This is a genomic window from Providencia sp. 21OH12SH02B-Prov (assembly GCF_027362595.1).
In the GTDB taxonomy this organism is placed as follows: domain Bacteria; phylum Pseudomonadota; class Gammaproteobacteria; order Enterobacterales; family Enterobacteriaceae; genus Providencia; species Providencia zhejiangensis.
The window spans coordinates 2,479,162-2,506,156 of record NZ_CP114796.1 but is presented as its reverse complement, the minus strand read 5'-3'; the positions used below and the strand labels follow the sequence as shown (position 1 = coordinate 2,506,156).

Annotated in this window: 17 protein-coding genes and 2 pseudogenes; 7 read left to right on the top strand and 12 right to left on the bottom strand. The window is 38.8% G+C overall.

Going from position 1 to position 26,995, the window contains the following annotated elements; genetic code table 11:
* Positions 1 to 451 precede the first annotated feature (451 nt).
* Positions 452 to 868, bottom strand: coding sequence for a structural protein (locus O7C57_RS11785; RefSeq protein ID WP_269723176.1), 417 nt, complete (start codon positions 866 to 868; stop codon positions 452 to 454).
* 443 nt (positions 869 to 1,311) lie between these two features.
* Positions 1,312 to 1,857: a hypothetical protein gene (locus tag O7C57_RS11780; protein ID WP_251464296.1), complete on the bottom strand. Its 546-nt coding sequence runs from the start codon at positions 1,855 to 1,857 to the stop codon at positions 1,312 to 1,314.
* A 1,078-nt stretch (positions 1,858 to 2,935) separates the two neighbouring features.
* Here O7C57_RS11780 and O7C57_RS11775 point away from each other — a divergent pair.
* From O7C57_RS11775 to O7C57_RS11760, 4 genes are all read left to right on the top strand, one after another.
* Positions 2,936 to 4,510, top strand: coding sequence for a S8 family serine peptidase (locus O7C57_RS11775; RefSeq protein WP_154635656.1), 1,575 nt, complete (start codon positions 2,936 to 2,938; stop codon positions 4,508 to 4,510).
* Positions 4,511 to 4,935: 425 nt separating this feature from the next.
* A complete protein-coding gene (locus O7C57_RS11770) occupies positions 4,936 to 6,513 on the top strand; it encodes a S8 family serine peptidase (RefSeq protein ID WP_269723175.1) in 1,578 nt (525 codons plus the stop codon).
* 439 nt (positions 6,514 to 6,952) lie between these two features.
* Positions 6,953 to 8,326 (top strand): ATP-dependent RNA helicase DbpA, encoded by a 1,374-nt coding sequence (gene dbpA, locus O7C57_RS11765; RefSeq protein WP_163861939.1) that lies wholly within the window; start codon positions 6,953 to 6,955, stop codon positions 8,324 to 8,326.
* Positions 8,327 to 8,425: 99 nt separating this feature from the next.
* The gene (locus tag O7C57_RS11760; RefSeq protein ID WP_247047481.1) at positions 8,426 to 9,367 is read left to right on the top strand and encodes a Gfo/Idh/MocA family protein; all 942 of its coding nucleotides are present in this window, start codon (positions 8,426 to 8,428) and stop codon (positions 9,365 to 9,367) included.
* An 81-nt stretch (positions 9,368 to 9,448) separates the two neighbouring features.
* Here O7C57_RS11760 and O7C57_RS11755 read toward each other — a convergent pair whose 3' ends face one another.
* Positions 9,449 to 11,098, bottom strand: a complete 1,650-nt coding sequence (locus O7C57_RS11755) for an alpha-keto acid decarboxylase family protein (protein WP_269723174.1) — start codon at positions 11,096 to 11,098, stop codon at positions 9,449 to 9,451.
* Positions 11,099 to 11,223: 125 nt separating this feature from the next.
* Here O7C57_RS11755 and O7C57_RS11750 point away from each other — a divergent pair, with 125 nt between their 5' ends.
* Both O7C57_RS11750 and O7C57_RS11745 read left to right on the top strand, forming a co-directional pair.
* Positions 11,224 to 12,102, top strand: a complete 879-nt coding sequence (locus O7C57_RS11750) for a LysR family transcriptional regulator (protein WP_154624116.1) — start codon at positions 11,224 to 11,226, stop codon at positions 12,100 to 12,102.
* 202 nt (positions 12,103 to 12,304) lie between these two features.
* A complete protein-coding gene (locus O7C57_RS11745; protein WP_163861930.1) occupies positions 12,305 to 13,852 on the top strand; it encodes a type I restriction-modification system subunit M in 1,548 nt (515 codons plus the stop codon).
* 41 nt (positions 13,853 to 13,893) lie between these two features.
* Here O7C57_RS11745 and O7C57_RS11740 read toward each other — a convergent pair.
* Positions 13,894 to 14,591 (bottom strand): IS1 family transposase gene (locus O7C57_RS11740; protein ID WP_269723143.1). Its coding sequence is split into 2 segments (ribosomal slippage): positions 13,894 to 14,342 and positions 14,342 to 14,591, totalling 699 coding nucleotides; the frame shifts between segments, so codons are not numbered across the junction.
* A gap of 54 nt (positions 14,592 to 14,645) precedes the next feature.
* On the opposite strand from O7C57_RS11740, the gene O7C57_RS11735 reads away from it, so the two are divergent.
* Complete coding sequence (locus tag O7C57_RS11735; RefSeq protein ID WP_269723173.1) at positions 14,646 to 15,752, top strand: DKNYY domain-containing protein; 1,107 nt, start codon at positions 14,646 to 14,648, stop codon at positions 15,750 to 15,752.
* A 384-nt stretch (positions 15,753 to 16,136) separates the two neighbouring features.
* On the opposite strand, the pseudogene O7C57_RS11730 reads toward O7C57_RS11735, so the two are convergent.
* The 8 genes and pseudogenes from O7C57_RS11730 to O7C57_RS11695 all read right to left on the bottom strand — a co-directional run.
* Positions 16,137 to 16,497, bottom strand: a pseudogene (locus O7C57_RS11730) (Arm DNA-binding domain-containing protein); the annotation flags it as partial.
* A 439-nt stretch (positions 16,498 to 16,936) separates the two neighbouring features.
* Positions 16,937 to 18,061, bottom strand: coding sequence for a hypothetical protein (locus O7C57_RS11725; protein WP_154623089.1), 1,125 nt, complete (start codon positions 18,059 to 18,061; stop codon positions 16,937 to 16,939).
* The gene (locus tag O7C57_RS11720; RefSeq protein WP_154623088.1) at positions 18,058 to 18,321 is read right to left on the bottom strand and encodes a PAAR domain-containing protein; all 264 of its coding nucleotides are present in this window, start codon (positions 18,319 to 18,321) and stop codon (positions 18,058 to 18,060) included. Before O7C57_RS11720 ends, O7C57_RS11725 begins: the two co-directional genes overlap by 4 nt.
* Positions 18,322 to 18,333: 12 nt before the next feature.
* Positions 18,334 to 19,323, bottom strand: coding sequence for an SEL1-like repeat protein (locus O7C57_RS11715; protein WP_154623087.1), 990 nt, complete (start codon positions 19,321 to 19,323; stop codon positions 18,334 to 18,336).
* 2 nt (positions 19,324 to 19,325) lie between these two features.
* Positions 19,326 to 20,291: an SEL1-like repeat protein gene (locus O7C57_RS11710; RefSeq protein WP_154623086.1), complete on the bottom strand. Its 966-nt coding sequence runs from the start codon at positions 20,289 to 20,291 to the stop codon at positions 19,326 to 19,328.
* Between the two features lie 3 nt (positions 20,292 to 20,294).
* Positions 20,295 to 22,217 carry a phospholipase D-like domain-containing protein gene (locus O7C57_RS11705; RefSeq protein ID WP_269723172.1) on the bottom strand — a complete coding sequence of 641 codons (1,923 nt, stop codon included), beginning with the start codon at positions 22,215 to 22,217 and terminating at the stop codon, positions 20,295 to 20,297.
* Position 22,218: 1 nt separating this feature from the next.
* Complete coding sequence (locus tag O7C57_RS11700; protein ID WP_154623084.1) at positions 22,219 to 24,927, bottom strand: DUF2345 domain-containing protein; 2,709 nt, start codon at positions 24,925 to 24,927, stop codon at positions 22,219 to 22,221.
* Positions 24,928 to 25,702: 775 nt separating this feature from the next.
* Positions 25,703 to 26,823: pseudogene (locus O7C57_RS11695) on the bottom strand (tyrosine-type recombinase/integrase); the annotation flags it as partial.
* Positions 26,824 to 26,995: the final 172 nt, after the last annotated feature.

The window sequence follows — 26,995 nt, the reverse complement described above, 5'->3', positions numbered from 1 at the left end:
ATCATTACTTATATTGGTCTTGATTCAAGTAGCAATATAAATAGCAATATTGTTTTAAATAAAAAACAAATTAATGGTTTTTTGAAAAATGAATAAGTAGTTATAATTTTAGGTTAATCATGTTTTCTCAAAAATCACTATACGGTTTGTGTTATTATGTTCCGAACCCTGATTGATGGCGATATTCGTTTTTTAACTTGTTGAGCAGTGGAAAAACAATTACAGATAATCAATCGATTGTCTATTAATTAATTTATCCACTCTCTCCATTATATTCTGTAAACTGAGATATATATCAACAGGTTCAGATAAGTAAAACTGCCAATAGTTTAAAATGTCATAAATAAATTTTCTAAAAATCACTTAAACTCAAAAACAGCTGAAAGCTCTCCACTTGGAATACTAAATCATCAGTTTAAAATACACATCGTTAGATGATTTAAGACATTCATTACAGTAAACCCCATGCCTTTTCAAAAATTAATTCATCATAAGGTTGTGAGTTGTTTTCATACTTAATGATTGACGTCGAAAGATTGATTAAAATGGTTTTGTTTTCAAGGTTAATAAACGTATCAGGGGACACATTTAAACTTTGAGCAACATAATGAATATAATCATCTGTATTATTTTCATCGGGTGGTGCCCATCGTGTGATTAATTGCGATACGGTTTGTAGTGAGTATCTACGTTGATAGGTACGAAGTAAGGCGAATAATGCCCGAACACCATATTCCGGAGATTCAAAACGACAAAATTTATCTTCAATAGAACTATCATGTGGTAGCTGTCCTTTCCAATAATGAGCCTCATTGTAATTGATATTACCAGGGTTATTATTTCGTACACCTCGAGACATTTTTTTCATTTTTAACTTACTCCAAATTGCGAAAAAATTAATACAGTTAGATTTAGAATTAAATTTTCATTAAAGTAATGATTGACAATGTTTAAAAAGATATTGTCTTAATAATAGAGGCCGCTTAAATGTCGAAACACACGAGTCTTATGTAGTGTTTTATTTGACTTTTGGGTTAAATTAGCTCGCTGCCATTGAATAAAGTACATTCGGTTTTTAAAGTTAATCATATGTTCGTTTTATTTCTTCTTCTATTTTTGATGACGAATTTTATCTATAAAATAAATCTGTGTTGGCGCGAAAATTAATGAAATATAAAGCTCAATGAGCAAAGGGTAATTGCTCATTGAGCAATATGACAGTAGATAGATTAATATAATAAACTCATAATTAAATATGTATGAGGTCATATTAGTTATTTATTAAAGCATAAATAAAAATTAACCTGTACATTATAAATAAATTACTGAGTTATTGTCTTTTGTTGGTAGGTCATTACCATTCTCATCTGTCGCACCCGTATCATCAATAGGGTTACCTGCACTCGCAATTCTAAATGTATTACCTGTTGAGTTTTCAATTTGGAGAACATTAACATAAGCCATAGCAGTGACTTCGACATTAGGATATAAACCTGTCACGTTCATATCAATAGTCACTCGACCAGTCACTTTCTGAGAGTTCTGTAATTGTTCGAGCACCTCATGAATTTCTTCCTTATGAACTTCAGCATTAACGCTAAGCCCAATCCATGTAAAGAAGCCTGAAACGCCGCCACCAAACTTATACTCATTGAGTAATTTATTGTAGGTTGACGAAGACTCTAGACTTATAATATCAAAAGTCATATCACCTTTAAGTTTAACTGTTGCACCTAGACCTGATACCGCACCAGTAATCCCCGTCAGCATACCTTTCTTTTGTGAGATTTGCCAAGACTCGCCATTATTATTACTTGCAAATGCAATGCTGCTATTTTCAATAAATGTTGTACTCATTTTAATACCCCTTACTTTTAAATAAATTAATGTTTGAGTGTTAAATAAACGGATAAGTGGTTTATGCTCATACCACTTCCTATTTAACGGTGGTCATATTATTTGATATTTTATGTTGATAATGTGATCAATAGTGGATTTTTGTATTGTTATGTAAAGTGATTTTGGTGTATTAAACTAAATAATTGTTTTTTTTGATAATTTGGATCAAAGTATTTACAAGTTGGATATTTATTTGAAAAAATGACGGTTATTTTGTTATTAGTTGGTTTTGTTTTTGGTATATCAATGAAAATAAAGATGATTTTTAAATTTCGTTATCTTGTGTTGAACTTTTTTTGTTGTTATTAACCATGTCATGCTGTTTGATTTTTATAAAAATGAAATGATATGGATACAGCATATCATGCTTATAGTTATCCATATGGCGATATGGATGCGAAGTTTTGCGAATAAGGCAATGTTTAATAAAACTGCATAGTTTTAAATAAAAACTATACAACATGACAAGTAATTGACTATTTTTTAATGATGCTAAGTTGATAGTTGTGTTTCATTTGTCTTTTTAGGGCTGACTAACATTTTTTTAAACGTCTTAACGAGGATGAATTGCTCGATTACCATTATTCTAGAAATAGTTGTTATCCTGCCAATTTAAGGATGTTTTATAAGAATAATATAAAACCATTATAAAAGGATGAATCGAATTAAAATAAAAAATTATTCATAATAATTGTATTAACGATAAATCAATCTTATAAAGGATATCTTTAATTAATGTTTTAAGGCTATTTTATTATTCAGGTGATCTCTTGATTCATTATATGAAGATTTTTTATATTAATGTGCATTACTATAAACTATATATATTATAACGTAACTATAAAGATATTCGTGTGATGATGCTATTCTTGGTTTTACATACTGTAAATGATATCTGAAAATGAAAAGGTGTAATTTAATATAAGAAAATAGCACTTCTATTCGATTTTTTATTTTTATTTGTTGGTAAGCAATGAAAATAAGAAAAAGCATTCTAATATTAAATTGATTGATAAAACCAAAAAAGGATAAAGTTATGAAAAAAACAGTTAGGTTGATTGTTAAAATAAAATTGAAACATATTTTAATTGATAATGTCTTAAGATTTAGAGTTAAAGAGGATATGATAAACGATTATCAGCTAAAGAATTATCATTTCATCCCAGCTATGCCAGATTCGTTTGTTATGAAGCTTAGTAATAATAATAACAAATTGAATACAGAAAATCTTTTAGGTATCTATTATGTTGACTTAAAAAAAGAGGTTACTGATGAACAATTGAATAAAATAATCAAAAAGCTATCATTGCTTCCTTATTTTGAATATGTTCAGAAAATATCAGAAGTACCGCCTCCAACAGTATCATTACAAACTTCTTCATATGATACGCCTGATTTTACCTATCGCCAAACTTACAAAAATGGATTTATGGGTAATTATAGCGGTATCGATATGGAATATGCATGGTCTCTCGGTATTGCAGGTCAAGGTATTAGAATTGCAGATATAGAGTGGGGTTTTAATTTTGATCATATTGATTTAAAAAGAGAGAGTTTTATTCAATTAATCCCACTGACAAGACATGAGCATGATTATCATGGAACGGGTGTTGCGGGAGTATTGTATGCAAAAGATAATGGTTTTGGTGTTACAGGTATGGTCCATGATGCCGATGTTCTATATGGTGTTACTGAATACATTAATGGTGATGGCGCTCGCCCAACCTGCATCGCGATTGGATTAGAACAATTAAGGGCGGGGGATGTTTTTTTATTCGAAATGCAGGAATATCATGGAGAACCTGCGGATTATAATAAAGCCGTTTGGGATATGATTAAAGTGGCGACCGATGCGGGTATTATTATTGTCGCGACAGCAGGTAATGGTAATTGGGATTTAGATAGCGAGCAGTTTGCCGAGTATCGAAGTTGGGGTGACAATGGCGTGATTATGGTCGGTGCGGGAACCGCAATAGGCCGTAATAGATGCAATTTTTCTAATTATGGAACAATGGTTCATGTACAAGGATGGGGCGATTGGTCTGTTGTCACAACAGGGGGCGGGAACTTATATAATGGCCTCCCTGATGGCGATAATGATTATACAAATACTTTTTCTGGTACATCTGCCGCTGGGCCAATCGTGACTTCCGCAGTTGTAGCGATTCAATCTTGGTATAAAAGAGAAACAAACAATGTTTTATATCCAGAGGAAATGCGAAATTTACTGATTGAAACGGGTCTTGCCCAAGGTAATGAAGTCCATGGTCATATCGGGCCTTTGCCTAATATTAGGAATGCAATTGAAAAGCTAGAAAAATCTATTACTTATTTTAACGTTATCAATAATGAAAATATTTACGCAAATGAAATTAATTCTTATCTTAATAATTATCAAGTAGTTATTATTAATTTTGGCAATGGCAATTGGAGTAATACAACTTATATTCCTGCGGCATCGGGATTTAATATGGGTAAACGAATCTATATTAATAATTATGCGACACTTGATGCAGAAGTCTATTTTAACTTTAGTTCAACTCCTGTTGTTTTAGAAACGAATGAATCTATTTCGTTGGTTTCTGATGGTGAAGAGTGGAATGTCAGATAATAATTCATGTAAAAAAAGATAATTTATTATCGCTTTCTATTTTAATAAATACTATTAAGCATTTAATTGTGATGAATACCTATCTCAATACTTACCAACACGGAGGGTATTGAGTTGGTATTCTTTAACTTATTTATTGACTAATGAGTATGTCAATATTTGATAATGTTATATATTAAACTTTATTTTCAATGCTCATCTTATGAGATGATTCGGGGTGTTAAATTAAGGAGATATTCTGATATTTTTATACTGCATTATGTTATGAAGTGTAAATGTAGTTATTGATAGGATAGGTCTCCATATAGTGGAGTTATGACTGCCTTACGCTGGAACATCAAAATACGAAAATAAAAGTGTTTGTCTTTAATTGAAGGTTTGAAAATCATTAATGATTTTCAATTTTGCAAAAAAGGAAGTCAGTTGTGAAAAAGCTACAAAGATTAATTGTTAAGGTGAAATCTCGCTATTTATTAATCAATGATGGATTGAGCATTAATATTAAGGATTGTATTAGAGAAGATAATCCATTAAAGAATTTATATTTTATTCCTGCTATGCCAGATTCTTTTATTAGAAATAATAATAAAAATAATAAAGTTAATACAAAAAGTTTAGTCGGTATTTACTATGCTTGCATTAAAAAAGAAATGAATGAAGAGCAACTCAATGCCACAATAAACGCGTTGTCAATGTTACCTTATTTTGACTATATCCAAAAGATACCGGAAACGTCCCCGTTGCCTCCAGCAGTTTCAATAAATAATACTTTTTGTGATTCTCCTAATTTTACGCATTACCAAGATTATAAATATGGGAATAGGGGGCATTATTATGGTATCGATATGATGTATGCGTGGTCTCTTGGTATTGCGGGCCAAGGTGTTAGGATCGCTGTTATCGATTGGGGTTTTAACTTTAACCATATTGATTTAAAAAGCGCGCGTTTTGTTGAGTTAATTCCATTATCAAAGCATGAGTTTGATTACCATGGCACGAATGTAGTCGGCGTATTATATGCAAAAAACAATGAGTCTGGAATTACAGGCATGGTCTATGATGCCGATGTTGTGTACGGTGTTACTGAATTTACAGAGGGTTACAGCACCCGGCCGACCAATATTGCGATTGGATTAGAACAATTAAGGGCTGGCGATGTTTTTTTATTCGAAATGCAGGAATATTATGGAGAGCCCGCAGATTACAATAAAGCTATTTGGGATATGATTAAAGCGGCGACCGATGCCGGTATTATCGTGGTCGCGACAGCAGGTAATGGTAATTGGGATTTAGAGAGCGAGCAGTTTGCCGAGTATCGAAGTTGGGGAGACAATGGCGTGATTATGGTGGGGGCGGGAACCAAAATAGGCCGTAATAAATGCAGTTTTTCTAATTATGGAACAAGGGTTCATGTACAAGGATGGGGTGACTGGACTGTTGTAACAACGGGGATTGGCGATCTATACGATGGTGTGCCGGCCGGTGATAATGATTATACGCATACTTTTGCGGGTACTTCATCTGCTGGCGCTATAGTGACTTCTGCGGTTGTAGCGATTCAATCTTGGTATAAAAGAGCAACAAACCATGTTTTATATCCGTTGGAAATGCGAAACTTGCTGATTGAAACGGGGCTTGCTCAAGGGAATGAAGTTCGTGGTCATATCGGTGCGTTGCCAAATATTAGAAATGCCATAGAAAAACTCAAAAGGGTCATCATTTATTTTGATATTAAAAATGATGAGGATATTTATGCGAATGATATTAAAGGATACCTGCAAGAACATGAAGTCGTTATCATCAATCTTAGCGATAGTGAATGGAGTGAATCCATTTTTATTCCAACAGCATCTTTACTTAATAAAACGAAAAGAATTTATATCAACAATAATTCTCAATATACCTCCGAAGTGTATTTGAATTTTAGTGATAATCCGCGTTTTTTGAAAAAAAACGAATCGATCTTATTAGTTTCTGATGGTCAAGAGTGGCGTAATAGATAAATAAAACATAAAAGATTGAGTTTTATTTAAGTTAATCTATCAAGAAAGAGTGACTAAACCGAACATTTTTTATTTGCTGGATAGCGGTTCTACAGTGAGACTAAGAGATAAAGGATAGGGATACAGGAAAATCGCAAAAGCAGCGCAATAATCAGTGATGAGATGTTGAGATAAAATAGTCTCTAACCTTTTATTTTACGAAATTTATATATTCGATATGTTGTGGAGTTTGCCGTATTTAAAGCATGAAATTGAGTCATTAATAGCAATAATAAAAATTGCTAATAGGCTCTATATAGGTAAATACGGGTATGAACATTGAAAAAAGCGATAAAGCGACTTGCTGAGGTGCCATTTATGTAAATTCCTCACGACATGCTAGGAAAGGGATAGTATCATGGCTATCCATTAGCTTTTTATTATACTCGGAATTTTTATTGTGACCTCATTTGCTGAACTTAACACGCTCCCTGAAGAACAACTTACCAACCTCACTGAACTAGGTTACTTAACGATGACGCCCATTCAGGAAGCGGCGTTACCCGCTATCCTGGCGGGCAAAGATGTTCGTGCACAGGCAAAAACAGGGAGCGGTAAAACAGCCGCTTTTGGATTAGGTATTTTACAACATATTGATGCGAAACAGTTTAATACGCAATCTCTCGTTCTATGTCCAACCCGTGAATTGGCAGATCAAGTCGCGAGTGAACTACGTCGTTTAGCACGTTATATGGCCAATATTAAAATTTTAACCCTGTGTGGTGGGGTGCCATTTAGTGTGCAACGTGATTCTTTGATTCATGCCGCGCATATTATTGTGGCGACGCCAGGTCGACTCCTTGATCACTTAAGTAAAGAAACAGTCAAACTGGATGCGCTGCAAACTTTAGTATTGGATGAAGCTGACCGTATGTTAGATATGGGATTTGCTGATGATATTGATGAGGTGATGAGTTATGCCCCTGTCGATCGCCAAACACTATTGTTCTCAGCAACATGGCCGGAAACTCTTCCTGCGATGAGTCAACGTATTCAGCGTAACCCAGTAACGATTGAAATAAATACTGTCGATGAATTACCCGCGATTGAACAGCAATTTTATGAAGTTGCTCGCCATGAAAAAATGGATTTATTACAGAAGTTACTGAGTCAACAACAACCCGCTTCTTGCGTTGTCTTTTGTAATACCAAAAAAGATTGCCAAGCAGTCTATGATGCCTTGAATGAAAGTCGTCAAAGTGTATTAGTTCTTCATGGTGATATGGAACAGCGTGAACGAGATCAAACATTGGTTCGCTTTGCTAACGGTAGTAGCCGTGTATTAGTGGCAACGGATGTAGCAGCACGTGGCCTTGATATAAAATCACTCGAAATGGTGATTAACTATGAGCTGTCATGGGATCCTGAAGTGCATGTTCATCGTATCGGTCGTACCGCGCGAGCTGGGGAAACGGGGCTAGCGATCAGCCTGTGTGCTCCCGAAGAAGCTCAACGTGCAAACGTGCTAGAAGAGATGTTGCAGATGAAGCTTAACTGGAAACAACTGCCAACAGGGTTAAGTATCACACCGCTTGAAGCGACAATGGCAACCTTGTGTATTGATGGTGGTAAAAAAGCGAAAATGCGTCCGGGGGATATTTTAGGTGCTTTGACTGGTGATCTGGGCTTTGAGGGCGCGGATATTGGTAAAATCACTCTTCATCCGACACACGCTTACGTTGCGATAAAACACTCTATTGCTCATCAAGCATGGAAACAATTGCAACAAGGTAAAATTAAAGGCAAATCAGTGAAAGTGAGATTGCTAAAATAAATTATAACGGCGGGCAATATGCTCGCCGTTTTTGTATAAGCCTATTAGATGGGTCGATAACATATGAAGATAGCACTTATTGGTTCTGGAAAAATAATCATGTCAGCTTTAGATGCTTTAACAGAGGTTTCGGGCATTGAGGTGATGGCTTTATGTGTTCGAGCATCAAGTATTGCAAAGGGTGAAGCGATCTGTCAGCAATTTGCTATCAATAAACTTTACACAGATTACGAGGCGCTATTACAAGATACAGAAATTGACGTTGTTTATATTGGTTTGCCAAATCATTTGCATTATAGCTATACGTTTCAGGCATTAATGGCAGACAAGCATGTCATATGCGAGAAGCCATTTACGCCAGAATGGCAGCAGTTACAGGAGCTTGTGCTGTTAGCGAAAAAAAAGAGACTGTATTTATTTGAGGCGATTACGGCAATACACACCCCGGGCTTTCATTTCATCCAACAAAATATCAATAAAATAGGGGAAATAAAGGTTATACAAGGCAACTATTCACAATACTCAAGCCGATATGATGACTATTTACGTGGTAGCGTGCATGCAGCATTTGATCCACAGCAAGCCGGCGGTGCTCTATACGATATTAACCTTTATAATATTTATGTGTTATCTGCACTAATGGGCGCTCCTGATAATAGCCATTATGTGTGTAATAAAGGTTATAACGGCATCGATACCTCAGGGATATTAACACTACAATTTGGTTCAGCCATTGCCGTGTGCTCAGGTGCAAAAGATTCTGCTAGTCCAGGTTACTTTATTATTCAAGGGACTAAAGGATACATCCGGGTCGAAGGTGCACCGAGTCTTTGCCAATCTGTGGAAGCTTGTATTGAAGGTCAGGTGACCTCAGTTGCGCATGAAGCATCAACTAATCATATGATATTTGAATTCGCTTTCTTTCGAGATCAAATCGCATCGCAAAAGTTGACGCTATGTTATGAACTGCTCGAATTAGCGCTGACGGTTTCAAAAATACTCCATAAATCAAGAAATGATGTGGATATTTCTTTTTCCTGACTGTATCAGTGACTCAGGGCATCGCTGGCAACCTTGATATCCATCGTCAAAGCTGCCAGCAATAACATCAATCAAAATCATTTAGAACGAATATAAAGACGCAATGGATTGCCCCAGTTTTTCGGCAAGTTCTGAGGATGCATATCTATCCATCACAATCTCGATATAAGCCGCACTGTCTTGAGATTCTGCATGTTGAATTGCCTTATCTAATTCATCACAGGTGGTGACTTTTTGACAATACCAATCATTGCAGCCAAGCGCGGCAGGTAATTGAGCATAATTCCACTGTGGCAGGTCGTTGTAATACGCTTCAGGATCTTTACAGAGTAAACGTTCAATAAGATAACCATCATTATTAAGTACAAAAATAATGGGTTTTAGGCCAAAGCGAGCGAATTGACTGACTTCTTGCGCTGTAAGTTGATGGGAGCCTTCACCGGTGACTAAAATTACTCGGCGGTGTGGTTCGGCGATTGCAGCTCCAAAAGCAGCAGGTGTCGCCCAACCGATCGAACCCCATAAGGTTTGATTGTGGAACTGTGCATTTTCAGGAAGCAAGGCAAACCCTAATCCCATTGAGGCAGTTCCTGTTTCCGCGATAATAATATCATCTTTTTTAAACATTTTTTCGAGGCGAGGGTACAAATAACCCGCCGTAATTTGCCCATTTTCACCTTGGATAGGCGCCCCAAGATCTTGAGCTTTGATGCCTGGGTGATTTAATGCTGGAGCCAGTTGCTTAAGTTGAGCGAGCACGTCATGCATATAGACTTGCGGATAAATGGCTGAGCCAACCTTAACATGATCCGCAAGAATATTAATGCGGTTTTCTGGGCGGATGGTCGCGGTAAAGCTTCCGGAGTTAAAATCTGTCAACACAGCGCCAATTCCCATCACACAATCACAACTTTCAACAAAGTTGCCAACTTGTGTGTTCATCAATTTACCATTGTAAATGCCCATATAAGATGGATTGGACTCGCTGACAATACTTTTATCCATAAACATCGTGGCATAAGGTAATCCTGTTTTATCAATAATTGCTTGAACATCATCGGTATAGCCTAAACGAGCACTTAAGATACCAGGAATAATACAGGCTTTTTGGCTTGAGTTGAGTTTTTCCAAAATAGCAGTAACGGCGGATGATAATGACGCACTATTACTTTTATGAATAATGGTTTCTTCAGTGTTTTTATCTGCTATAACGGGCATTACTGCATAGTCTGATGGTAATCCTATGTAAACAGGTCGACGCTCATGAAGAGCCGTCGCTATCAAACGTTCTGTTTCGGCAATGCAGTTTTCAGGTGTCAAAATCGCATGAGCACAACTTAAATGTTGGCTCATCTGATAGAACACGTCGAAATCACCATTACCAAGTGTATGGTGGACTAAGCGATGGTTTTTTTGTACACCACTGGTAGGCATACCAACTAAATGAAAAATAGGAAGATGTTCGGCATAAGATCCAGCAATACCGTTTAATGCACTTAATTCACCGACGCCAAATGTTGTAGAAAGGGCGGCAACGCCTTTAATACGCGCATAGCCATCTGCTGCATATGCTGCATTCAGTTCATTGCAGTTACCTATCCAGCGCATATTCGTGCTTTCACAGACGGCATCCTCTATTGGAAAGGCATAATCACCTGCAACACCAAAAATATCATTGATGCCGATCTCATTTAGACGAGCTAAAACATATTCGATGACGGTTTTATTCATTATATTATCTCCTAATACTTAATATGGTCGATAATTCTGCTTTTTATTAGTTTTAGCGTGGATTTTTCTTTAACGGAAATTATTTATAATTATTCTATCTATAACTAAAAGTCATAGGGGGAGCAATGGATATACGTTCATTACGCTATTTTGTTGAGGTCGTACAACTGAATGGGTTTAGCCGAGCGGCAGAACACTTATTTGTCACCCAGCCCGCCATTAGTCGTAGTATAAAAAAACTGGAGCAAGAGCTTGGTTATACATTATTAGTCAGAGAATTTGATGGGGTCAGACTGACAGATGAAGGCGAGATTTTATTCAGTCATGCAAAACAAATATTGATGCAATTCCATAGTATGAATAAAGCACTCAAAGAAAGAGCAGGGCCGTTATCTGGCGTTTTAAATGTCGGACTTCCCCCTGTGATTGCATCGACGTATTTTGCTGACATTATCATGGTGTTCAGTCAACGTTATCCGCAGATAGAATTAAAAATTATTGAGCTTGGCTCTCGTAAAATGATGGAGGCGATGCTGAAGGGCGAAGTCGAAACCGCCGCAGTCATGCTCCCATTCGAAAATGAACAATTTGATTTACATGTTTTTTCATCGGACCGACTAATGTTACTGGTGAGTGAACAGCATCCATTAGCGCTGCACAGCTCGGTAAAATTTGCAGAGGTTGTCGATGAACCATTTATCTTTTTCTCAGATGATTTTCGAATTAATGAACTCGTCACTAGTGCGTGCGGGATTTATGGGAAAAAGCCTACGGTTGTGGGGCGTAGTGGCCATTTAGATTTAGTTACTGCAATGGTGAGAGCAGGTGTCGGCATCACCTTGCTGCCTGATAGTATGTGGAATAAAACGCGGGCTGATGGTTTATCGATCATCCCTGTCGTTGAGCCGGTACTTTCGTATGAATTAGCATTAGCAACACTGAAAAATATACCGCAAAGCCGTAGAGCGAAAGCATGGCATGATTTGGCGATAGAAATGTTGTAGTTATTGTAAAGATTATAGATATCAACATACTGTGACTATTTCTATGATTTTTATCCCCATAAAAAGTGGTGGCCTTTTTATTGATGGATATCGAGGTAGTAAAATCGGCCTGATCCTTAAAATAAGCCATCCATAGTTAGATTTTCATCAATAAATAAGTCACAATAGTTCCATTATCTTTATTGATGTAAGTAATGGAATCATGGCAAGAAAACCAAAAGAGACAAAAGTTGAACCATTAGAAGTTATTCTGTGGAAATCAGCAGATAAGCTGCGTAAAAATATTGATGCTGCCGAATATAAACATGTTGTTCTTGGACTGATATTCTTAAAATATATTTCTGACTCTTTTGAGTCGCATTATGAAAAGCTCAAAAAAGGTGAGGGTGAGTTTGCTGGTGCAGATCCTGAAGATCGCGATGAATACATGGCTTATAACGTTTTCTTTGTTCCAGAGAAAGCCCGTTGGTCAAACCTTCTCAGTAACGCTAAACAACCGAATATTGGTAAATTAGTCGATGAGGCAATGGAGGCGATTGAAGAGGATAACCCGCAACTAAAAGGGGTGCTTCCGAAAGTTTATGCACGTCAAAACCTTGATGCGACGGTATTAGGGGAATTGATTGACCTTATTGGTGATATTGCTTTAGGGGATGCTAAATCACGTTCCGCTGACGTCTTAGGCCATGTTTTTGAATATTTTTTAGGTGAGTTTGCTCTTGCGGAAGGTAAGCAAGGCGGCCAGTTCTATACACCTAAATCGATAGTTTCTCTATTAGTGAATATGCTTGAGCCTTATGAAGGTCGTATATTCGATCCATGTTGTGGTTCCGGCGGTATGTTTGTGCAGTCTGAAAAATTTGTCGAGTCACATCAAGGAAATATCGATAATATTTCGATTTATGGGCAAGAATCTAACCAGACCACATGGCGTTTGGCGAAGATGAACTTGGCTATCAGAGGCATTAACTCTGAACAAGTGAAATGGAATAGTGAAGGCTCGTTTCTTAATGATGCTCATAAAGACCTACGTGCTGACTTTATTATTGCTAACCCACCGTTTAACGTTTCTGATTGGTCTGGTGAACAGTTGCGCAAAGATGCTCGTTGGCAGCATGGAGCTCCGCCTGTAGGTAATGCTAACTTTGCATGGATGCAGCACTTCTTGTATCACTTGTCACCAAAAGGACAAGCCGGTGTTGTATTAGCGAAAGGCGCATTAACGTCGAAAACTTCAGGCGAAGGCGATATTCGTGCAGCATTAGTTAAAGATGCCAATGTAATCGATTGTATTGTTAATCTGCCTGCTAAGCTGTTTCTTAATACGCAAATTCCAGCGGCATTATGGTTTATGCGTCGTGACCGTAAGAACTCTACTCAATATCAAGATCGGAGTGGTGAAATTCTGTTTATTGATGCGCGTAATCTTGGTCATTTAATTAATCGCCGCACTAAAGTGTTATCCGATGATGATATTAAGCTAATTTCGGATACTTATCATAATTGGCGTAATAAAGACGGTGTTTATGAAGATGTTGCGGGTTTTTGTGCATCGGTTTCCGTTGAGAAAGTGGCTGAGCTGGATTATGTGCTAACTCCAGGTCGTTATGTAGGACTTGCCGATGAGGAAGATGATTTTGATTTTAAAGAGCGCTTTACCCAGTTGAAAGCGGAGTTCGAAGCTCAATTAGAAGAAGAAGCAAAACTCAATCAAGCAATTGCTGAGAATTTGGCGAAGGTGATGATATGAGTGAGTGGCAAAATGTGGTCGTGTATTCAATATAGAGATCATCATAATAGGTAGTATTCGCGTTCAATGAATGTACCGATGATTTTGTCATGCATTTCAGGTGACTTCGAGTAACCTAACGTCTTACGGTTAAGGCGCTTCAAGCGGTTTCTCAGGTTCAAATTCTCTCTTTCTATTCGTTGCGTATAAAACTTACTTACCACATGTTTCTGCTTGGGCAATATCTCATAAGCACTGAACTTATCCGTGCACCAAAAAGCCACATTAAACCTAGACAGTAAAGCCAGTAACTGGTGAAGAGTCCTTTTGTTTCGACGACCAAACGTATGAGCAATTATCCGTTTTAGGCGGGGCTCCCACGCATACCAAAGCCAGCGTTGTTGCTTCTTATTACCCACAAAAGACCACTGTTCATCGACTTCGCAAAGGAGTTCAATGTGCAGATTATCAAGGGGTAAAGAGGTTACCTGCTTCGGCGAGAGTTTTTTAAAGTGCGAACAACCGCATTAATGCTGATATGAAGGGCTCTAGCGGTATCACGAATACCGGCATTATTCATCGTTAGGTCGATAATTTTATCTTTGGTACCGGGCTGGCAGGCACGATATTCATAGTCGAGTTGGAAGCTTCGGCAGCAGTCTTGACAACGATAACGTTGATGACCTGTACTCCCTAGGCCATGTTTTTTCACTGAGGGAGTTTGTTGACAAAATGGGCACCTTACATCGACTTTAGCCATGAATATTCTCCGATAAATTACCCTATATTACAGATTAATCACCAGATTGAATACATGACCAAAAAATGGATTGATAGCAAATTATGGAATCAAACTAAACGTCAGTACAATATATATTTGCGTAATGCGACCCCAGATAACCGTATTCATATTAAAAACACAGATTTCTTCTCTAATGGAACTCAGGTTGTTAGCTGGGAAAATGAGGTATTGCCTAATGCTAATCCTTTCACGTTTAAGCGCATATTTACCGATAGTTTAAACAATATCTATTCTGACAATAATTCGGTATGGCTGCATCCTAAGCTATCGTTAAATATGCCCATATTGATAGATACGAATTTATTAGGAAAAACGATTCGTTTGCTTGAGGGGGATTACGACACTGACTTTATATTACAAATCGACAATACATTATGGTTTTCTGTGATAGAAAATCGTCAATTTAAGCTTGGCTCTATCACCGTGGATATGGCAACTTTTCAAAAAATCAATGATAGCCATTATATCGATAAAAATACTTTTTACGGCTCAAACCACCAGCAGGGAGTTTTTAAAATTGAAGGAGTCGACCCTCGTACTGTGACAAAATTTGACAACATATTTTCAATATCGGGTAATCAAGTCTTTTATTATAACGGTGTGTTAGAACATGCTGACGCAGCAACATTTCGCCAACAAGAAAATTATTATCTCGATAAAAAACATGTCTGGGAGGGAACAAAATTATTAGAAGGTTTCGATCCCCACAGTTTTGAAATTGTTGATTGGCGTTTAGGGTTAGTGAAAGATGCTAACAATGTTAGGATTTGTTGGAAAAATATAGAGAACGCTGATGCGTCAACAGTAGAACTCATTGATGTTTATCATGGGGCTTATTGGCGTGATAAGCAGCATATATGGTACTTCAATCAACAACTTCAACCATTAACACTACCTGATGATGGTGAATTATATTTTTATCCAAAAAGCAATTTTTGCCGTGTTGGGCAAAACATCTGGTGTCAGGCACATTTACTTGAAGGTGTTGATGTTGAGACCTTTACAGTGATTAAGCCTACTATTGGGCGTGATAAAAATTATTATTACTACGAAGAGCATCGATATACACACCAAGAGTATGCGGAAAAGGATGTTGAGCGTTATTACACTTTTGGTTAATTCAACAATGAGTATTTAGATAATAAGTGGCCAAGGTCACTTATTATCATGATGACTCGCTAAAAGAAGTTATGCATTGCTCATCATTTACTTGATAGCATTGTTGTTCTAGCAATCACATCATACTGTTCTCTTTGAAATTAATCTTTTCTTATCTTTCGAGTGTTAGAGATAACAATCTATTACTATTGAAACTGTTTTGTCAGTGAATAAATATACATCGCCTTTAATTAAATAATATATTATTAGCCTCTCTTTATGAAAATTTAGGATGATTATAGTTAGATTCTCTATATTGTAATGGAGAAGTTAACATTAACGATTTTACTATGCTTATGGCCGTAAGAAATTACAGATACACAGAATTATTTACAGGATCTATCAAAGGCGACGGTATTTGGTCACATCAGCGCAATCTTTCATTTGCAACCATTCTTTTGCGATGATTTGAAGTGTATTTGCAGATTCGTTTGCTTTTCTGATCTTATCTAGTTGCTTAGCTTGTGTTGGATTAATCCCTTCTGATACGAGCTTTCTAGCATCATCACATTTAGATCTGGCTTCAACTAGTGTTACCAATGGGTAGTTGCCTAATGCCAGCATGCTCGATTTTCCATTTATTTGAAAATGAAACTGCCAGCTTTTTTACCATTGGGTTTCACTTCAAGGTACAAACCGTTGAAGTCATTGATACGGAAAGTTTTTCTTTAGATTTTGCTGTTCTGTATTTTGTGTCAGTAAATATAATAAATTCAAGTAATTATGTGGGTTTATATGATTATACTCACTGAAAAAAGAGAAGATAAATAAGCAATATATTTATTTAGGTGTGAGTTTTCATGAAATTCAGTGAGACATTAAACAGCATAAAACCATAGTAATATTATGAATTTTATGCTGTTTTTAAATGATGCTTAATGGGACAATCTAAAACTAGAGTATAGGCTTACACATTAAACCGTTAGGTTTAGGTTATTTAATTGAATCATAATGATTTTATTTTAAGGTTTATATTTTGTACTCAGCGGTGTACTCATTTAGAGAAAAGTATCGTATTAAACTTAGTGCTGATAACATTATCTAAGTAAAAGTATATCAGCATAAAGGCTATTCATAATAGGGAGCACCTGAATAAAAGCGTAACTCTAGACTATTCATTAATACCCATTTCTTGGTATGTGGTGTTAGGTAACTAATTGTTGTAAGAACAGATTGTTCCCATTTTGATGAGTAATGAGTACAGGTTGTGGTGATTCACTTGCTAAAGACAACACCACTCCATACCTTACTAAGTCGCTTATCCCTAGTAGGGCATCAGCATCATAAAAATATTCAGAAAGACAAGCCATGTTTTGCTGAATATAACCCTGAATACATTCCCCTTTATTATTATCACTAATATTACTATGCCAGATGGCGGTTAATTGCTCTCCACTTAATTGAAATTCACATTGTGTTTTCAATGCATCAGAAAAAGATTCTTTATCCGTAGATATTGGGCGCAGGATCTTCGCTTTGATAGGTACTCTTAAACTCTCGTAGAATCCTTGAGGGGCGAGTAATAGACTAGCGGCCTCTTCACTCGCCGTTGAGTCTAATTGAAATGCTAAAATAGCGTATAACTTAGGTTCAAAGGAGTTTTCATACAGTGTCAATAGCCATTCACTGAGAGACATGTATGGTAATATTTCAACAGACTCAAGCGTCAATGATAAGCGTTCGGCTTCCTGCTCAATAAGTTCCGTCCAATTAGTCCCACTTTCTTCTGCTTGCCAATACAGTGTTATCGGCTGTGTGAGAGCGTGTTGATGATAAAATGCCGCGATTGGGGCAAGCAATTTTTGTATCGCCGTTTCTTGTTTTTCCCATGAAGAAAGGGATTTCAAGGCGTTTAGTGTCAATATATTATCTTTATTGATTGGTAATGAAGATAAAGGTACGCCCTCTAGTTTCTCTTCATCGATTTGAGTTAATCGTGAATGCGTTAATAATCCAAGGTGCTTACCCGCCCAATAACGCCATTCATTGTGGGCGTCATCTAACATATTCGTAAAAAGTTGATGACGATAAGCCGTGATTGAATAAACAAGTAATCGGATGAACAAGATAATGATCACCGGAAGAACAACAAATAAAGCGATTATTTGATTGTTACTGATTTCGCTAGACAATACGGTAATTGAAGATAAATACACGCCAATACCAAATCCAGCAATACCAATGAGAACAACCAAAAACAACCAAAGCCCCACACGCGGTAATGGAGGCTCTGGTGGATGCTCTAAAGAGGGGATTTTCCAACTCATCATGACTGTTCACCTGACGAGGAAAGGCTCGCAATGAGGGTACAGCCACATTCGGTTTGAAAACCATTCAATGCCGCTTGGCGACCGGATATTAAAATGCGCGTTGATCCGGGTAAAATGGCATTGACACCATGTCCTTTTTTCGGACAACTGACTTTATCTCCCACTAAGGCAATGGGCTTACCGTACATCATCGAGCCAGAAGCGGAAATAACTTCGCCGCCATGAGTAGTTTTGTCACCTAATCGAACAAGTGCGCGCATGTTAAGATCCTTTTATTGGTTATCCTGTTGTTTTTTATATTCAAAGGTGCCATCCCATTCTGGTAATTCAGCAGGGGGGAGGGGCACGATTTTATCGATATCGGGGAATGTGGCGGTTTCGTCAGATGCGTCAATTTCTTTGACTATAGCCGCATAGCGAGCTGAGCGTACCGGATCTGGCTTAACCGCTAGATAATAATAGTCTTTTGATGTAGTCGCTAAATCAAATACATCAGAGAGGGTTGATGCGGCATCACGATTTCCATTTTTTGTTGATAACTGGAAATAAATACTAGCTTTAATATTATTTTTTTCAACATTGCGCATATAACTAGCGAGTCGATATGCCGCATCTCCATGCCCCTGCATAGATGCACAATCTAACATGGATTTACCTATTTCAGGATGATATGCAGGATTTTTCTTATCGGATACTCGTTTAGAAATAAAAATATCACCAATAACATATTGAGCTTCAGGGTTACCTAAATCTGCAGCTTGACGAAAATAAGCTAACGCTTTCGTTCTATCAGCAGCTACACCATAACCCGTGTCTAGATAATGTCCCATTTGGTAATAACCATAGCTGATATTCAATTTAGCCATTTTTCGGATAATATCCCACACTTCTTGCGCTGGACCTTTACCTTCAATCGGAGGCACTTTGCCATAACTGATTAAATTACTGAGATTCAGCATCGCTTTAGGATGGTTTCGCTCCGCGGCTTTGCGGTAAAGCTCGCCAATTTTGGCATAATCACGTTGATATTTATTAATTTTCTCAAGCTCATGGGCTTGTTTAAACCAAATATCCGCTTCCGGATCAACGGGTGGTAGCGTGTCTTTTTCATACACACAGGTGAAGGCTAAATCGGGTTCTGTTTTTTGAGTTACAATGGTGTCCTTTTTATCAATGGGTTTACAACCCATCAATAGCAAGCCTAATACGACGACAGCATATTGACAGGCTAGATGGTTAGAGGATAAAAAGGAACAAGTCATGATTATTGTCCTTCAACCTGTTTTTTATATTCAAAGGACCCATCCCACTCAGGGAGTTCAGCAGGGGGGAGGGGAACGATTTTATCGATATCGGGGAACTTGGCGGTTTCGTCAGAAGCATCCATTTCTTTGACAATTGCTTCATAACGGGCTGAGCGTTCTGGGTCTGGTTTAACCGCTAGGTAATAATAGTCTTTTGGTGTTGTGTCTATTTTAAATGTATCAATGAGTATTGAAGCTGAGATTCTATGTCCATTTTCCGATGCTAATTGAAAAAATTCTAATGCTATGTCAAAGTTTTTTTCCACACTCTTATAAAACATCGCTGCTGTAAATGCAGCTTCTTTATTACCTTGTTGAGCAGCACAAGCAAGCATTTTTTTTCCAATTTCAGGTTGATAAGCAGGATTGTCTTTATCTGATAAACGTTGAGCGAGAAAAATATCACCAATAACATATTGCCCTTCTGGGCTGCCTAAATCGGCAGCCTGCCTAAAATAAGCTAACGCTTTCGTTCTATCAGCAGGTACACCATAACCCGTATCGAGATAATGTCCCATTTGGTAATAACCATAGCTGATATTCAATTTAGCCATTTTTTGGATAATATCCCACACTTCTTGCGCTGGGCCTTTCCCGCCAATCGGGGGCACTTTGCCATAACTGATTAAGTTACTTAAGTTAAGCATGGCTTTAGGGTGATTACGCTCTGCGGCTTTGCGGTAGAGATCACCAATTTGCTTATAATCTCGTTGATGTTTATTCACTTTTTCAAGCTCACGCGCTTGTTTAAACCAAACATCCGCTTCCGGATCAACGGGCGGTAACGTGTCTTTTTCATACACACAAGTGAAAGTTAAATCAGGTTCTGTTTTTTGAGTCACAGTGACGTCCTTTTTATCGATAGGCTTACAGCTCGTCAGCAGAATAAATCCCAATAATAATGCGATTTTTATTTCTATGTTCATCAGTTAATCCGCATTTTTTAGGCTAATAGTTTTATCTTCAAAAAGGATTAATGATCCGTTAGGTGATTCTTTATTTTTTTTATTGCTCGCATTTATAGCAACTATTTTTTTCCATTCTTTAAATTCGACTGTCAAATCACTTGAAACACTCCCCGTCCTCTTATGCAATCCCCATAACTTTTCCCTTAACGGCTTCACAATTGGAAAATCATCGGTATCTTGCAATATCACGGCGATTTCACTGTCGAATGCCATGCTGCGTAAATTAATATTGGCAGAGCCTTGAATTAAAAAGGTATCATCGACTAAAGTTAATTTACTGTGTACATACACTTGCTGCCATCTATCCGAATCAGGAGAGACAAGTGTACAGATCATTGTTTCTAGCCCCTCAATTTTTTCAGGCTGAATATCATCAGGGCTTTTGATATCTTCACTTCGAATATAGACCCCCCAATAACCCGACTTAGGTTTGAACGATTGATCGTAAACGTGCTCTTTCATTAAATCTCGACGACCAAGTTGTTCTAACATCTTATAAGTTTGATAACCGCCTACTTCATTCGAACTTCCGACAGAGGGTTTTTCCGTTGAATTAGTGACAACAAAAAGATAGAACGGAGGTGGTTTAATGCTTTGTAATTTGCTGTCAGTTTCAGCAGCTTGTAAAAAACGTCGGTTTCGTTCTTCAACCATATCCCGTAAATTGGTCGCTATAGATGACAAACGAAAATATTGGTTTTCAAAATAGATGTAGTTACGGGCATGTTTAACACCATGATCATAGGCTTTTAATATATCGTATTCATCGTGTTGTGGCTGGGTTCGGCAAATTTTTCCGCCCGTGGGAACTAAAGGATTATTGGCTAAAAATGTGTAATGGGCGTTGAGTTTTTTGATATGCTCAGGTGTCGGGATATAGTCACATCGTGAGCGACTTTCTCTCTGTGCAAGTTGCTCTACATCGTCACCTTTGCTGGCGAAAAAACCATCAGTTTTTTTCCACGCCGACACAAAGTTATCATTTAAATCATACAGTAGCTCACCATACACACAGTTTGAGGTATCCTGCCACGCAGTTACGCCATCGCGACCAAGCCATGACTCTTCCTTATAACGAGTGATGGCATGTGCATCTTGATCCCAATATTCCGAGTGCATATTGTGCCCCATCACAAAACCAATCGCATTTTCAGGCTCTTCATAATCGATTAAAACCGCTTTTTGATGATGCGTTGAACCAGCCGCTAAAGCAGCCCAGCGAGCACTTAGCTCAGTTTCTTGACTCGAAAATTGATGATTGGTTCGCGCCGTAACATCTTTTAATCGCGAATCAGGTATACTCATTGCAATATCACGAGTCCGTACTGACAAGTTTTTGACAAGGCCCATATGAACTTTACGGTTCCAAGCGATATCAAACTGATATTGTTTTTGGGTTTGATAATCGAGCTTTGCACCAAAGACAAGAAAATCATTGAGTTGGGATGGCGATATCACTTGTTTCCCCCAACCGGGAAAGCTTTTCTCAAAATGTTTTCCCACATGATCAAACCACACAAGTACACGCACTTGCACACCTTCATTGGCCTTTTGCTCTAACAACTCGCCAATCATCGGATATTGACCTTCTCGGGCATCCGAACTACGTTCAAAATACATAGAGGGTTGAAAGCCCCATGTAATAATATCAATACTTTTTTTCGCTTTACGAATAGCTTCCGCAACGGCAGCAAAGGTTTGTTGTCCATTAATTAATGGTGCATAGGTAAATAAACTCATGGGGTATTTCGTTCGTTCAGGTATCCAGCTTGGCGTCACATGTGCCACCATGCAACTTGATACTGGTATATCAATCATCGGTGGCGTTGCTGATGTTGGGAGTTGAACTCCTAGCGGGAATTGACTCCAATTACCTCCAGACATATTACTTATCCTTTTTGAATGCGGTTAAAAACTCTGAAAGGTTTTGGCCCCATGCATCGCCAATGCGTGCATTTTCACGCTCTTGGCTAGGTGCGCTTGGTCTAAATCCAATATTGACTGTAGGCTCGTTACTGTCATCATCTTCAGCAGGTGGTGGCACTGTAATGTCATAACGATCCCCACTGAGTAGGTACAGTTGATAGCTATCTGTGGGAATATCATGGTCAATTTGGACATTACCTTGCGCATCACTCATACCTTTTAAAATCAGTGCTCCATTGGCATACAGTTCATACGGCTCAAATGCACGCGCCTTCATCGGGCTTTGTGGTGAGGAGCTCAGTTGAAAACGCAAGGTTTGTTTTGGCATCGATTGCGGGTATTGCGGGTGAGTGACATCCATAGACGCCGGTCCTTCAACCACCCAATTAGTGGCTTTCACCGTTTGGTTATTGGGGCTACCGTACTCTATCTGCCCGCCTTTTAATCGAATATAGGCGCCACCACAGGTCAATAGCAGTTCATCTTTAGCGGCAACGACGGTTTTACCGCCGGTACTGGTGACGGTCATGTCCTTGAGTGACGTGAGGTGCATTTCATCGCTTTGGGCTTGAAGTTCTACCTTGCCTTTTGCTGCAAAGGCTTTGATTCCTAGGGTATGAGCAAATAAGCTGATGGCTTGGCCTGCGGCTAAGGTGATTTTTTTACCGACTGAGATATCTGCCTGTTTATTGGCCGTCAGGGTAATGTTTTCACCGCTGTGAGCCTGTACGGTTTTGGGTGAGGTTAAGGCAATACCTGCTGGCGCACTAAGCAATAACGCTGCCTGCTGCAATTCGTTGATGGACTCAGTTAATAAGCGTTGCTGAGCTTTCATGTCTGCCAGCTCTGCTTTTGCGACTTCGGCTGCTTCCCGTAGGGAGCTCACTAGGTTCAACGCATCATCCAGTTGTTGCTTGGCTTCGCGCATATCCAGTTGTTCTGAAGAGGCTTTAGTGCGTAAATCGGTGCTGATAAACAGCCCTTTCCCCGCACGTATCGCCCCCCAGCTGTCGGTTCGCAGCTCAAAGCCATCACCGCGCTTTTCACGCCCTTGATTAACCAGATGCCCTAAATTGAGTTGGGATTTGCCACCGTATTCGGTGCTGAATTTGATGTGTTCTTCCCCGCGTTTGTCTTCCATGCGTAGCTTATTATTCGCAGGGGTACGAATGACATTGCGGGTATTATTTTTGTCAGTGATGTGGTCGGGACGATGTGAATCATGTAACGCATGGGCGATATACGGTCGGTCTGGGTCACCCTCATGGAAGGCAATGGCAACCTCTGTTCCTTGGATTAACGGGAAGTGCATGCCGTAGGTATCGCCTGCGTACGGTTTCGCCAGTCGTACGGGCATACTTTCATACCCCGTCGGTTTTTCATCACGGTCGGCATCGAATTTCACCCAATAAAAACCGTGTTCGTTTTGATGAGCGTAAATATCGTGGGATTTGGCACTGGTAATACGCGCCATCAATGTGCCTGCAATCACGGGGCGAGGTTTGAGAGCTGGTCGCCAGCACAAAGTTTCGGTGTACGACGTTGCATCAAACTGCACGACTAAGGCATTGCTGCGGCTACCTGAAAATCGCAAGCGTGTGATTAAGATTTCAGATTGAAAGTCAGACGGTAATGTTGAAGGCAGTTGGTTATCGGTAATTTTGAGCACCAATAATGGCGTTAGCATCGGTGAGTTACTTTTACCGTGCAACTGAGTCTGACGAGCCAGAAAACGCTCATGGTCAAGGCGTGACCAAAAGTGAGCGGTTTCCGTTTCAGGTTGGTACTTCTCACCGCGCTCAAGGTGGCGAGCTTGATAATGGTACACATCACCATAATTGATGTCGTCGCCATTGCCTCGGGTCATGTCCGTTTCAATGGATTGCAAGGTTTGCATTGCTTGGCGGTGATTGTAATCTTTGGTGGTCACACTACGCTCCACCACTTGATGACGCAGCGATAATCCCCACACACTCTCCACGCCATTATCATTCATGCCAGAAGGACTGTTTAACGGGAGCTGCAAATCATACACATACGCACGTTGGCTATCCCCAAAATGAATGACTTCGGTTTTGGTATCCGGCTGCAAGCTGAACGAATAGAAAATCCCCACTTCACTTAACAGGCGTTCAATAAACTGCCAATCACTCTCATTGATTTGGTTAATTTGCTCTCGCTTGGGGTATTGGCGCTGCAAATGAAATTCAAACTCCCAGCCTTTCATGTCATGCTCACGCAAAATGAGGTCAATGACGTCCGGCACGGATTTATTTAAGAAAAAACGGTGAGAGCGCATTTGATGACGTAATAGAGAGACAAATGGCTCTATCACAATTTGGTATTGTGCTTCATCAGCGGAGCCAGACAGCCGCTTGAAGTGGGTGATCACGCCATGAACACGTTTTTGCGGTTCAGTCAGTGTGTTCAGCGCAGCCAGCGGTGGAGTGGGTGACGAAAAGGTAAAATCAGCACTGCGGCGAAGAAACTGTGGCGCTTGCAGGTTTTTCTCTGTGGAAGTAAAGGTAATCTGATAACGGTACGTTTCGCTAATGGCTTCACGTCCCGTGAAGTGCTCAACATCTAAGTGGGTCTGGCAACCTTGTACAGCAAGCTGGTAGCGATTATGGGATAAAAAAGGTCGTAGTGCATTATCCATTAAGCTCATCTTATTTCCTTTGTGTCCACCGTGGTAACCGAAAATACAATAAGCCGCGAGTGAGGTTACCCACTTTAATGTTAAGTAATTTACGTTAAGATAACGGATTACTGCGCATAAAGACAAATTGAATGTGAAACAATATTGAATAATAGGTGATGAATAGGATTTATCTGGGTGAGATAAAGCGTTAGTCGGATTCAGCAAAGAATATAAAAAGGAAGCGGTTAGACCTCCTTGGGGAATAGGCGTGTTTTCCGTGATGTGCCATATTTTTTGATTATTGGCACTGGCTTTTCCAATAAATCAAATATCGCAAATAATCTCCGCCATCCTCTTGCAGCCCATGCACCAATGGCTTCATACTTTTATGAGGTAAATCATGCCACTCACCAATCCCTTTTGGTTGATGAATATTTTTCTCATATAGGCTTTCCCATCCATCCTCATTCGGCACCCATAAACCTTGCCATTCTTCTTGTGATATACAAGGTAGCTTCCGGCAGGGTTGATAACTAATGCGTCCATGTTGCCTTAATACGTCTAATGGGGTTTCAGGGCGCAGGGTGGCTAGAAAACGGTAAGAACTGGCATTGTTGCGGAGCGTATCTCGATAAATGTCATCGCTGTGCGTATCAATCAGGTATTCAAATGGTGAGACAGATTTCAATATATTGGTTGTACCGCCTTCAACTTCGATTTCCTCGACCCAAACCACGATTCGTTGCCAGACGATAGCCTGAATCAAGCAACGGTATTCTAGGGATTGCGTATCCAGTGGTAATATCATGATTTTGCACTCTTCAAGATAAGTTGCATGGTTATATGAACGTCTAACGCTATTTGAGTCCATATGGGCTAATTGTGCTTCGATAGCATCAGGTCTATATCCAAGCTCATTTAATCGTGTGCTGCCTGTTGTGCGTGTCGCATGAGGGCTATATATACCACTCCAACCTCTCGTTTTGAGAAATTGCCTTAGTGAGTTAGTAGACATTGGTTTATGGCAAGAATCACGACCGGGAAATAAATGTTTACGGTTACCAGTAAAACCATAAAGAAATTTTAGAATCGTAATAGCTTGTGTAGGCAGAGGAACAATATGTTCTCTTCGTGCTTTCATACGCTCAGCTGGAATAGTCCAAAGCGCATTATCAAGATCGAATTCAGACCATTCCGCCTCAGCGACTTCAGATGGACGAGAAAGCGTCCACCACATTAACCACATACAATAGTTCAGTTGAAAGGTGCCACGGCTATTATCAAAGTTACTGAGTAGTTGACCTATTTGATCCGTAGTGAGGGCTTTTTTATGTTTTGTTTGCTGGGAGAGCTTTTCTTATTGCCCATACTGGCTCACTATCGGCTCTTAATGTGGCAACCGCAAATTCAAAAATCACGGATATCGTTCGTTTAGCTTCAGCAGCAACCGTTGGAGCGCCTCTTTGAACTTCACGCTGCAATATTTTGAGAATATAGTGAGATGTAATTTCTCTTATTGGTAATGCACCGATAGAAGGAAATAAAATGCGCTCCAACATATCAAGGCGACGGTATTTGGTCACATCAGCCCAACCTTTCATTTGCAACCATTCTTTTGCGATGATTTGAAATGTATTTGCGGATTCGTTTGCTTTTCTGATCTTATCTAGTTGCTTAGCTTGTGTTGGATTAATCCCTGCTGATACGAGTTTTCTAGCATCATCACATTTAGAGCTGGCTTCAGCTAGTGTTACCAATGGGTAGTTGCCTAATGCTAGCATGCTCGATTTTCCATTTATTTGAAAATGAAACTACCAGCTTTTTTACCATTGGGTTTCACTTCAAGGTACAAACCGTTGAAGTCATTGATACGGAAAGTTTTTCTTTAGATTTTGCTGTTCTGTATTTTGTGTCAGTAAATATAATAAATTCAAGTAATTATGTGGATTTATATAATTATACTCACTGAAAAAAGAGAAGATAAATAAGCAATATATTTATTTAGGTGTGAGTTTTCATGAAATTCAGTGAGACATTAAACAGCATAAAACCATAGTAATATTATGAATTTTATGCTGTTTTTAAATGATGCTTA